Here is a 12,109-nt window from a genome sequence, read left to right as displayed (position 1 = left end):
TACCGCCAACGAGTTGTAATATCCAACTCGCCGGCGGACATCGTGTAGTGAAATGGGGCTTAGTATTTGTGGCCTGGCCAAGATATGTGTTTGGGTGCTTTGCGCTTTCCAGCCCAAATCATTTAGCCAGATCAGTAGATTTTGCGGTATCTATGATTGACTGTAGAGAGACTGAATTGGTTCACAGCATTCTGGTGCTATTAATATATGTTGGTGGTGAGGAATACACCGGAGCTTAGAACAGAAATTGAAAGAACCACGGTAACTAATTGAATAAAAAAATAATTAACGTAACCGCAGCCGTAATTGTTAAGGACGGTAAGGTTTTGGCGGCCCGTCGAGGGCCTGGAAAGCACCTCGAGGGGTACTGGGAGTTTCCAGGGGGCAAGCTTGAGGAAAATGAAACTCCCGAGGAGTGCCTTGAACGCGAGCTAACCGAAGAATTCAGCATCAGTTCCACAGTGGGTGCCTACATTGGTGAAAGTGTCTATGACTATGGTGAGAAGGTCGTTCGTTTGCTGGGTTATGAAGTACAACACACAGCAGGCGACTTCAAGTTAGTGGACCATGATGAACTGCGATGGTTGGAAATCGATCAACTCGCAGGTGTAAAGTGGGCACCGGCAGATATCCCTTTAGTGGAGCAGTTTAAGGCTAAGGCAGCGACTGAGGCCTATTACACGGCTAATGCTCAGGACTATTGTGATGAGACTAGGGCATTTGATGTAGGTGATCTCTATCGGCTCTTTCTCGATCAATTAGCTGACGATGCGCATATATTGGAGCTGGGATGTGGCTCTGGTCGCGACAGTAAAGCTTTTATGGATATGGGTTATATAGTCACTCCCGTTGATGGTAATGCCGAGGTAGCCGCTTGCGCCGAGCAGTATTTGGGGCGCCCTGTCGCTGTGACCACCTTTCAAACACTCGATTATCAAAAAGCCTTTGATGGTGTCTGGGCTTCAGCCAGCTTGTTGCATTGCCCAAGGGCCCAATTGCCCGACGTATTTACTAGGATCTCTCAGGCTTTAAAGGATGGTGGTGTGGCTTATCTGTCGTTTAAGTGGGGAGACGCCGATAGCGTAGACGATCGTGGTAGGCATTTTACGAATTTTACTGAGGATTCCCTCAAAGGGTTACTCGGTACTTTGACTGAGTTTATTGTAATTAAGATCTGGACTGAAACCAAACCCCTGCGAGATGGCGAGCAACAGTGGGTCAATGCGTTGGTTAGGAAGTTGGCCAGATGAGCCCTTTTCCTACTAAGCATTTGACCGTCGGTGGTGATGACCCGTTCCTACCAAGTTTATTGGATGCGATTAATCACGCAACGGAAATCAGTATCACTACGGCTTTTATTCGTATGACTGGTGTACGTCTGATTCAAGAGGCGCTTGTTGATGCGCTAAATCGCAAGGCCCGCGTGCGGATACTGACTGGCGATTATCTGGGCATAACCGATCCCAATGCGCTTCGTTACTTTATGCTGCTGCAAGAGCAGGGTGCTGAAGTAAGGGTGTTTGAGAGTCAGGGCAAGTCCAGTTTTCATATGAAGGCTTATCTTTTTACCCGCAGCCTTGAAGGTGTGGTGGAAGAGGGTTGTGCTTTTGTGGGGTCTAGCAATATCAGTCAAGCCGCGTTGAAAGATGGCTTGGAGTGGAACCTGCGTGTCAACCGTGATGAAGATGAACAGCGTTTTCAAGCTATCTTGGCTGAATATGAATCAGTGTATAACGATGTCCGCTGTAAACCGCTGACCCATCAGTGGATTGATGAGTATCTCAAGCGGTTACCTCCACCCGAAATGATAACTGCCACTGAGCCCGGCCAAAAAGAGGTCGAGCCGCCACCGACACCAAGCCCAATACAGAAAGAAGCACTAGCGGCCTTAAGCGATAGCCGTGAGGAGGGCTATCGCCGCGGCTTGGTGGTCATGGCGACGGGATTGGGTAAAACCTGGTTGGCGGCTTTTGATAGCCAGGAGATGAATGCCAAGCGGGTCTTGTTTGTCGCCCATCGTGAAGAAATACTCAATCAAGCAGAAGAAACCTTTGTACGCATACGGCCCGATGTCAAAGTCGGGCGGTATAACGGCAAGGCGCGTGATTTGAATGTTGATATGTTATTTGCTTCCATCCAAACTCTGGGGAGCACCCGTCACCTACAAACCTTTGGTCGTGATCATTTTGATTATGTTGTCGTTGATGAATTTCATCATGCCTCGGCGCGCACCTACCAGCAATTGCTGGGGCACTTTACCCCGCGTTTCTTGTTGGGCCTGACTGCCACCCCAGAACGTACAGATCAATCAGACATCCTCGGCCTGTGTGACGATAACTTGGTATTTAATAAAGACCTCTTCGACGGTATTGAAGCGAAGTTATTATGCCCATTTAGCTACCAGGGCATTGCCGATATTGTCGATTATCAAGAAATTACCTGGCGCAATGGTAAGTTTGATCCTAACCAACTGACCAACCAGCTCGCCACCCGTGCACGTGCTATGCACAATCATCGTCATTGGGAAAAGCATCATCAAACACGCACCTTAGCTTTCTGTATCTCTCAAAAGCATGCTGACTTTATGGCCGAGTATTTCATTCGACAGGGGGTTAAAGCCGCCTCAGTACACAGTGATTCCAAGGTTCTCAGAAATGAAGCATTGGCCCAATTACGTAGCGGAGAGCTCGATGTCATCTTCTCGGTGGACCTCTTTAATGAGGGCGTCGATCTACCCTCGATAGACACTGTTTTGATGCTCCGGCCCACGGAATCAAAAATCATCTTCTTACAGCAGCTGGGTAGGGGATTACGTAATAGCGAGAATAAAGCCAAGCTTGTGGTATTGGACTTTATCGGTAACCATATCAGTTTTTTCAGAAAGCCTGAGGCCTTGTTTAAGCTAGGTATGACCAATAAAGCGCGTAAGGGTTTTATTGAGGATGTGAAAGAAGAGAATTTATTGCTGCCTCCTGGCTGTTTTGCAAATTATGATCTGCAATCCATAGAGTTTATGGAAAAGTTGATTGAGACCAAGGTAGATCAACAAGAGGGGGTATACCGTGCTCTCCATGAGTCCTATGGTCGCCGCCCGTTACTTGCCGAGTTCTATAGGGCAGGTGGTGGCGTAGAGGCTATTCGCCGCGAGCATGGACAATGGTTGGCATTTGTTGAAGGCGAGCATAATGGAGAGGGTCAGTCAGACTTAACGTCTCTTGAGCAAAGTTGCCTTGCCGAGTATGCCGATTTCTTTTTCGAGTTAGAGACTACCAAGCTCAACAAGTCATTTAAGTTGGTACTACTGGAGGCTTTAGTTGAGCTAGAAGGCTTTGCGGAGCCACCCAACACAGCTGATCTGGCGGCTAAGAGCTTTGAAGTACTACAGCGTCGCCGGGCGCTCTTGGTCGATTTGCCCAAAAAGCATGCCAAACACGCCGAACTGCCCGCTAAGGACGAGAAGGCCTGGCACAAATACTGGCTTGATAACCCCGTTAACGCCTGGTTGGGCGGCAACAAGTCGGGCAGCAGTGCCTTTTTTACTGTCAACGAAGACAAATTTGAGTTTAATGCTTCAGTGCCTAGTGAGGTTTATGATGCATTCTCGTTATTAGTGCAAGAGTTAGTCAATTATCGCTTCTTACAATACGAAGCACGCCTAGCCAGCAAAGGGGAAACCCAGGCTCCAACCGTCTATAACGAAAATTTGCAACAGATCCCCTATTTCTCTGACCTAAAAATAGCCTGCGGCCATTTCAGAACCAGTCCGCATGACAACGCTAGTATTGAACATCAGACCCTCCCTGAGAGTTATGGCGACCTAGACCCAGCCAAGCATTTTATTGCGAGGGCATCAGGTGATTCGATGAACGGTGGTATTTCACCAATCAGAAATGGAGATTACCTGTTGCTCGAACGGCTAACAACAAGTGCTAACGCTGCCATTGGAGAGCCTTCAGCAGATTACTTAGGGGATACTAATAATGCAGTTGTAGCCATTGAGCAGCGCTCGGTAACAGGCAGTGACCAATATTTATTGCGCATGCTTGCCAAACAGGGAGAAGGGCAATATCAACTAGTCGCCCAAAACCCTGACTACCCACTCATCAATGCCACGGATGATATGGATACCTTTGCACGTTTGAAGCACGTCCTTGATGTCAATGACATGCTCTTGCATGGAGAGTACTACAAGAATGAGATTGCCGAATTATTTGGGATGGCCTATCAAGAAGGTGTGTGGAAAATGCATGGTCACGTCTGTCCGAAAGTTTCAGATGATCAATTCCTCTTTGTTAATCTCAACAAGCAGGGAGCATTAGAAAACCTAAAGTTCCATGATTACTTTGTGGACCAGTCCCATTTCCACTGGCAGAGCCAGAATATAGCGACCCCAGAAAACGAGAGAGGTCTAGGAATTATTGAAGCCAATGCGCGCCCCGGTTCTGTCTATTTATTCGTTAGGAAGTTTGCGAAAATTAAAGGCAAGGGAGCCCCGTTTATCTTTTGTGGTCGCTTAAAGTATTTAAAACATACGGGTGCAGCGCCTATGGATGTTGACTTTGAACTCGAAAGTCCCTTGTCGGACGGGCTGTATGACTTTTTTAGGTAGTTAATATTACTAGATGATGGGTGGGGCTACTTCTGAGGGTAGAGTAGATCTAAGAATAGAAAAATATTTAGTTGAGATAGCACTTTGATAAAGGTCATGAGTTGGCTATACCACTTTTTAGAAGCTTGATAGGTTGTCGCTCTTTGTCAGGCGAAAAGTCTTTTATTTGACTCTGCACGACCTGATGTCGCATCGCTAGGCTCCTGAAAGATTGCGGCCTACACCGCAGTCAAAACGTGCGTGCGGCGGCGAATGTCATGCTAGACTGGAACCAGTAAGTGATTTTTCTGAAAAATATTAGAAAATTTTTTGCTGCGTCAATGTTAATGAGGCTTAGGTAAATAGAAATGATAAACAACTGGATGGTTCGAGCAGGCCGCAAGGGTATTTATAGTGAAGACTTTGAAGGCGGTTTTGTCGCTATCGGCTGGTCGCAACTAGGAGACCTGTCACAATATGTTTCAGATGTCGATTTGAGAGAAAAATATATCGAGGTGTACGGTAACGAAAAACCTCAAGCTACGGCAAATGCTGTAGCCATGATTACTAAGTTTCGAGACAAGATAAAGGCTAACGACTATCTCGTAAGCTATAACCCTGAGACAAGAGAGTATTTAGTAGGAAAAGATCAAGGCAAGTACTCATACGAGCCTGAGGCCATTGGTGACTACTCAAATCTGCGCGCAGCTACCTGGCTGGGAAAGGTAAGTCGAGATGTTCTCTCTCAAAGATCCAGGAATTCTTTAGGTTCTACTCTGACACTATTTTCTATCAATCAAGATGTTATGGATGAATTTTTGGCTGCACTTAAAGGAAAGCCGATTCCGGATGAACCGCTGGACGTCGCTGGTGTGGAAGATGGCTCAGTGCTGCTCAAGGATGAAACTGTCGACCGGAGCCATGAACTAATTAAAGACAAAATCGTCGGGCTGGGCCCGGAGGAAATGGAAGAATTGGTAGCAGCCATTCTTCGTGGCATGGGGTACAGGGCGAAAGTTTCTCCAAAAGGCCCTGATCGAGGAGTCGATGTTATTGCATCATTAGATGGTCTTGGTTTGACACGGCCTAGAATTAAGGTCGAAGTGAAACACCGCGGCGGCTCAATTGGAGCGCCAGTTATACGTGGTTTTATTGGGGCCTTGCGCGACGGTGATTCCGGTTTATTCGTCAGTACTGGCGGTTTTACCCGAGAGGCACGCTATGAGTCAGAGCGATCAACATTCCCCCTAACATTGATCGATCTTGATGATTTGGCTGATTTAATTGTCACTCACTATGAAGATTTTGATCTAGACGGACGTGCTCTAGTCCCCCTTGTAAAAATCTACTGGCCCGCTGATTGACTACGGACTGAGCCGTCCGCAATAGGGAAAGCGCACATGCAATGTTAGGTCTAATTGCGATCGCACTCTAGCTGGTGTAGACGAGCACGTTATCTCTATTTGAATGAATAAATAGACGTTTGGCGAACAGCAACCTGTTAGCTTAATGCAGCAATGTCTTTTTAATCGCTGTACACCATCGCCCCTAATCTAACTTAGGCACTCGAAGCACAAACACCACCCCTGAACCGTCAGCGCGATTGTCGGCGCTGATTGTTGCGTGATGAAAATCGGCAATCAGTCGCACGATATGCAGTCCTAGTCCTAGGTGCACGGTGCCCGTTTGCTCTTCTCGCAGAGACACCATGGGGTCGAACAGGCGATCGCGCATTCCCGCCGGTAGGGTAGGGCCCTGATTAGAGACCGAGAGCTGCCAGTCGGTTTTTTCAGCGCTCAGCCGCAGTGTTATGTCACCGTCCTCGGGGCAGAAGGAAGCGGCATTTTCCAGCATTTTATCCAGAGCCTGCACAATCAAATCGGCAGCGCCGGTGATGGGTGCGGCGGGCACTTGAATATCCAGTGCGAGTCGGTGTTGCGGATAGATTGCTTGGTAGGCTAAAAAAAGTTCTTCGAGCAATGGCACCAGGTCCAGTTCGGTGGGCAGATTATTTCGAATACTTTCTTCGAGGCGATTGGCTTCGCTCATCGCGGTCAAGATGCGTTGCAGCCGTGACAGGCCTTCACGCGCGCGCTGCAGGTAAATGGTTGTGTCCGCTGCGTCTGGCCCAGACTGTTCTAAATTGTCCAGTGAGCTTTGGATGATGGCGATGGGGGTGCGCAGTTCATGCGACAGTTTGCGACTTAACGTGCGCAGGTAATCGTTGTACTCGCGCACGCGGTCAAGCAACTTGGCATAGTGTCGGGATAACTCGCCGATCTCGTCACGCGCTTTACTGCGGGGGAAGGTGTTGGTGACTTGTCCATCAGCGTCGATGGCATGGTTGGCCGCAGACGACAGTTTTCGAATACGCCACGACAGCAGGCTGGCATAGCCCAATAAGCCTAACGCGCCCACGCCTAAAGCCGACATGCTATAACCCAGTAGACGGCTGAACGCTTGATCGGTCAGCGACAGATAGGTCTCGCCGCTCTGGCGTACGATGACCGCACCGATAACGCCGTCGTCATCGATAATAGGTGCGGCCGCGGATTGAATAGTGCGTGTGCGATAGGCGGGATCACTGTAGCGCTCAGTGGCAGCGTCGCCCTCAAGTGCCGAATCAATTTCTTTGCCGCGTAATCGGCCCGGCTGTGAGTCTTGCGGCAATGTCATCAGGCTGTCGTTGGACAGAATGCTGCGGTACATAAGTCGCAGTAACCAAAACGTATCATTGTCAGCGGCGCGGGGGGTATCTGAGGTCATCACGTCCGCGATGCTCCAATGGTCTTTATCCACTACCTGAATACGATCATTCTGGCCTAGGAAAGAGTCAAGCAGGGTCTGAAGTTTGGCGGGGCTATAAATGAGCCACGGCGGCGCCGACAGGTCATTGGCTTGGATGTTGCCTGCAGTATCCGGCGCTGCGCTGCTCGGGGAATCATTGAGCACGTAAAAACCCAGCCGTCCGCCGGTATAGAGCAGCGGGATTTGAAGCTCGATCGTATAACCGTTTTGGGAATCCTGCCAATGGCCCTGAATGTCAGTGACGTTAATGCCGCTCTGCCTGTCATTGAGCCGTCTGGCCCTGACGTTGCCCGGTGCAATTGCCGCAATGACATAGGCTTGCGGTCTGCCGTCATACCACAATCGGATGACCAGACGGTCACCGTTGGGTCCCGCAAGGCCGGGGTTGTAATACACTAAATTGGGATCGGTGACCTGCAGCATCACAGACAGGTTGTCGCCATAGGTCTGTGCCTTGTAGGTCACGGCAAGTGAAGAGTTAGCGCCACCGCTGAATAAACGGCCCTCCACGGTGTTCCAGCCATCATCACTGCCACTGATGTAGCCATCGATATCGACGGCCCGTGTTGCGGGGTAGGCATACAGAGATCGTTCATTGGCTTCTTCGGTGCGGCGCCCGGGGTTGGGGTACAACAGTGTGTCTTCTGCTGCTAATACGGTGGCAATCGCTTGCGCAGTGGCCTGTAAGGAGCGTTCTTGACCCAGACGCATGGCCCCCTCCATTTCTCCAATGAATTGACAGCCGGCCCAGGGCAGGGCGAGCAGCAGCAGGCTCACCAATAACAGTTGGCGGCGGAGATTCACGGTTTATTCACCAGACCAGCGATACCCAACGCCATGCACGGCCTTGATATGGTCGAAGGTGTCGTCGACCTCCACAAACTTTCGCCGGATGCGTTTTATACTGGAGGTAATGGAGTTGTCTGCCTGCACGACACCTGCCGCATCCATCAGTTGGTCGCGCGTCTTTACGTGTCCGGGACGATTCACCAGTGCTTTCACCATCCGAAACTCGTTGTGGGTCATGTCAATTGCGATGTCGCGCCAGGTGCAGGTTAAGCGTTCCACATTCAGCATCAGGTCACCCTCTGTCATAATATCTTCTGGCTGCTCTGGCACCCGCAATGCCTTCACCCAGGCAAACAGCGCGACGATGCGGGCCAGCATGTACGGCAGGCTGATGTCTTTGGTCCAATAGTCATTAGCACCCAGACGCAGGCCGGAAATCTTGTCCAGCTCTGAGTCTCTTGCCGTGAGAAAGACAATCGGCAGCGCAGGGCTGCGGCTGCGCAGATCACGGCACAGTTCAAAGCCGCCCTCAATATCATCCCCCAGCTCAATATCAATGATGGCAAGGTCCGGAAGTTGCTGGCGAAAAGCCTCGCTGGCGCTGGCCTGATCGCTATACAGTGAGACGCGAAAGCCATTGCGCTGCAGCGCATCACGATAATTCGCGGCGATGGCATCTTCGTCTTCTACAATAGCGATATGGTGCTGCATAGGTCTGTGGTACTCGTTAGTCCGTTTGTGCCGCTCATACTTTCAAATACGCAGGCCCAGCTCAAGAGTCTGCCACAATTCGCCATAATTGATCAGCAAAAAGCCACTCTCAGCCCCCGATTCCGCCATCTCCACCCTGTTAAATGGTGAAAACCACAGGGAGAGACCGTATGAATGACCAACACTATGACGCTAAGCGTTACGTTAGCATCCCACAGATCGCCGGCAGCGTCAGGCTGTGGACAGCGCTCCGCTATCTGCCGGCCTTATTGCTGGGCAGTGTGATGCTGCTACTGTTAGCCACCGCGCGCGCCGAGGCAGTGGCCGCAGAAGATGCCGAAGCACTCGGGCTAAACGGGGTGAGCAGTGGCCATTTTCTGCTGCGCGATACGGCCACTGGGCGGTATGCGCCAGCGCTGATTCAGGCAAGCGAGGTGCATTTCGATATCAGCGGCATGATCGCAACGGTCACGGTGCAGCAAACCTTCCGCAATGAGACGGACCGTTATTGGGAGGGCGTGTATGTCTTTCCTCTGCCGGACAACGCAGCGGTGCGTCATCTGGAAATGCAGGTGGGTGATCGTCTGATTCTGGGGGAAATAAAGGAAAAGGCAGAAGCGAAGAAAATCTATCAGGCGGCGAAAAAGGCCGGCAAGAAAGCCAGTCTGGTGGAACAACAGCGGCCCAATCTGTTCACCAACAGGGTCGCTAATATCGGTCCTGGTGAGGCCATCACGGTACGCATGGAATATGTGCAGACCGTGGACTACAACGACGCTGTGTTTTCTCTGACGTTCCCGATGACGATTACGCCCCGCTATATGCCGGGCCAGCCGTTAACTGCAGCGGATGCGGGCGACGAACGTGAGGTCCTGACAGTCGACCATCATCTGGGCTGGGCGAGACCGACGAATCAGGTGCCTGATGCCAACCAGATTTCGCCCTTCTTATACCGCCCAACCGCGGGTGTCTCGAAACCGATTAACCCGATCAAAATCACCGCAACGCTGGATATGGGTATGCCACTTGCCATTTTGGAATCGCCTTATCACGAGGTGCTGCTGTCGCGCAGAGCGGGGGTCTATAGCATTCGACTGGTTAACGATGTCAGCGAAATGGATCGCGATTTCATACTGGATTGGCAGCCGGTGAGTGGCGCCACGCCAAAGGCGGCGCTATTTACTGAAAAAGTGGGTGAGGAGTATTACGCGCTGTTGATGGTGGTGCCGCCCGCCGCAAAGCGCATGGCGCCCAGCATTGCACGCGACATTGTATTCGTTGTCGACACGTCGGGCTCTATGGGCGGTGTTTCTATCGAGCAGGCTAAATCGAGTGTGTCCAAGGCGCTGGAGCAACTGCGCCCGCAGGACTCTTTTAATATCGTTGAGTTTAATTCCTATCATCAGGCGCTGTATAAAACCTCCATGCCGGCAAGTCGGCATTACATTGACAAGGCGCAGACGTTTGTCCGGCAGCTGGAAGCCTCCGGCGGCACCGAAATGTTGCCCGCTCTGCGCGCAGTGCTGTCAATGCCCAGTGGTGCGGATCACGATGATCTTAACGCCGTCTTACGCCAGGTGATCTTTATTACCGACGGTGCAGTCGGCAATGAGGCGGCGTTGCTTGAAGCGCTATCGTCCCATCTAGGCGACAGTCGGTTGTTTACCGTCAGTATTGGCTCTGCGCCGAACAGTTGGTTTATGCGCAAGGCGGCGCAGCTCGGGCGAGGTACCCACACACACATAGGCGATACCCGTGACGTTGCAGATAAGATGGCGTCTTTGTTTGAGCAATTAGCGCGTCCGGCTGCCGTCGACTTTCAGATAGCGTGGCCCGCGGCAGTGGACGCGTGGCCCGAGCGGTTGCCCGATCTTTATCAGGGTCAGCTGTTATCGGCTGTGGCAAATTTTGGGTCCACGATGCCTGTCGGTGACATCACCGTCAGTGGCCAAATCAACGGTCAGGCCTGGCATCAGCGTCTGCAGCTGGATGCCAGTTCAGCGGCAGAAGGCTCAAGCGGACATGCGGGTGTCGCGAGTGTGTGGGCCCGCCAAAAAATAGCAGGGCTGATGGATCAGAAGATCGCGGGGCGCGAGGGGGCATCCGTCCGTGCAGAGGTGCTTCCGCTGGCGCTGAAGCATCGGCTGCTCAGCCCCTACACCAGCTTTGTCGCAGTGGAGCAGGTGGTCTCACGGCCTATGGGCGAGTCAGCTGACAGTAAGGCGGTGCCCAATACGGCCCCGCTAGGCCAGAGCCCGCAGACCTTCGCCTACCCGCGCACTGCCACAACCGGCCCGGCCAAAGTGTGGTTCGGTGTGTTTTGCCTCTTTCTTGCGATGATCATATGGGTGCTGCGTCAGCCGGAGGTGGACCATGTCCCGTCAGATCATGAGTAAGCGACGTGCGGAATGTATCATTTTGTGTCTCCTGCTGCTGGGCATCTATCAGCTCAGTGGTGCTGCAATGATCGAGATGAAAGCAACCTTGGCGCCAGTGCTAATAGAGAAATCGTGGAGCCAAACTCTGCGTACCGGAGAGCTGGCGGTCAAGCCATGGCCCTGGGCTGACACGTGGCCGGTCGGGCGATTACAGGTTTCGGCTCTGAATGTGGATCTGCTGGTGCTGGAAGGCGATTCCGGCAGCGCGCTGGCTTTTGGTCCCGGGCGTGCGTTGCCCTCTGCCGAACTGGGCGCAACCGGCACTACGGTGATAGGTGGTCATCGCGACACCCACTTTGCGTTTTTGGAACAGTTACGCAAAGGACAGTTACTGCACATCGAGTTACCGTCGGGGAAAAGGGTTGAGTACCGCGTGCGAGCCCTGCGCGTTGTCGATTCAGATCAGGAGTCGCTGTCGGTCGATACAAGTACGGATAAAAAACTGCTGTTAGTCACGTGCTATCCCTTCGACGCAATACTGGCTGGCGGCCCATTGCGCTATGTCGTGACAGCGGTGCCGACGTAAGTAGGCTCTATGCGAGCCGTCTGTCATGCTACTTAGAGCATGGAATAATGAAAAATTCTGACTTCGCTGCGTTTGTAATGTTAAGTCTTATGGCGTTGACGGTAGAGATTGTCGTCTTATCATCGCTGACTATAGGCAGCCCCAAGCTTGGTGCACGGTGCCTATTGGTTCCCCTCGCAGACAGACCATGGGGTCGGACAGGCGATCCCGCATTCCCGCGGGGAGGGATTTAATTAGAGACCGAGAGCT

Annotated in this window: 7 protein-coding genes; 5 read left to right on the top strand and 2 right to left on the bottom strand. The window is 51.7% G+C overall.

The window, feature by feature from the left end:
• Window positions 1–269 precede the first annotated feature (269 nt).
• The 3 genes from ABXT62_RS12985 to ABXT62_RS12975 all read left to right on the top strand — a co-directional run bounded on the left by ABXT62_RS12985 (window position 270) and on the right by ABXT62_RS12975 (window position 5,952).
• Window positions 270–1,250, top strand: coding sequence for an NUDIX domain-containing protein (locus ABXT62_RS12985; protein WP_415355703.1), 981 nt, complete (start codon window positions 270–272; stop codon window positions 1,248–1,250).
• The gene (locus tag ABXT62_RS12980; RefSeq protein WP_415355702.1) at window positions 1,247–4,609 is read left to right on the top strand and encodes a DUF3427 domain-containing protein; all 3,363 of its coding nucleotides are present in this window, start codon (window positions 1,247–1,249) and stop codon (window positions 4,607–4,609) included. Before ABXT62_RS12985 ends, ABXT62_RS12980 begins: the two co-directional genes overlap by 4 nt.
• 347 nt (window positions 4,610–4,956) lie before the next feature.
• The gene (locus ABXT62_RS12975) at window positions 4,957–5,952 is read left to right on the top strand and encodes a restriction endonuclease (RefSeq protein ID WP_415355701.1); all 996 of its coding nucleotides are present in this window, start codon (window positions 4,957–4,959) and stop codon (window positions 5,950–5,952) included.
• Between the two features lie 184 nt (window positions 5,953–6,136).
• On the opposite strand, the gene ABXT62_RS12970 is transcribed toward ABXT62_RS12975, so the two are convergent.
• Both ABXT62_RS12970 and ABXT62_RS12965 read right to left on the bottom strand, forming a co-directional pair.
• Window positions 6,137–8,200 (bottom strand): ATP-binding protein, encoded by a 2,064-nt coding sequence (locus ABXT62_RS12970; protein WP_415355700.1) that lies wholly within the window; start codon window positions 8,198–8,200, stop codon window positions 6,137–6,139.
• A gap of 3 nt (window positions 8,201–8,203) precedes the next feature.
• Window positions 8,204–8,896 (bottom strand): response regulator, encoded by a 693-nt coding sequence (locus ABXT62_RS12965; RefSeq protein ID WP_415355699.1) that lies wholly within the window; start codon window positions 8,894–8,896, stop codon window positions 8,204–8,206.
• 170 nt (window positions 8,897–9,066) lie between these two features.
• Here ABXT62_RS12965 and ABXT62_RS12960 point away from each other — a divergent pair, with 170 nt between their 5' ends.
• Window positions 9,067–11,292: a marine proteobacterial sortase target protein gene (locus ABXT62_RS12960; protein ID WP_415355698.1), complete on the top strand. Its 2,226-nt coding sequence runs from the start codon at window positions 9,067–9,069 to the stop codon at window positions 11,290–11,292.
• Entirely contained in the window at window positions 11,270–11,860 is a 591-nt protein-coding gene (locus ABXT62_RS12955; protein WP_415355697.1) for a class GN sortase, read from the top strand. Before ABXT62_RS12960 ends, ABXT62_RS12955 begins: the two co-directional genes overlap by 23 nt.
• The last annotated feature ends 249 nt before the right edge of the window (window positions 11,861–12,109 follow it).

This window comes from Halioglobus sp. Uisw_031 (assembly GCF_047729875.1).
GTDB lineage: Bacteria > Pseudomonadota > Gammaproteobacteria > Pseudomonadales > Halieaceae > Marimicrobium.
Note: the sequence above shows the minus strand (reverse complement) of the source record. Positions and strands in the feature narration are given on the sequence as shown.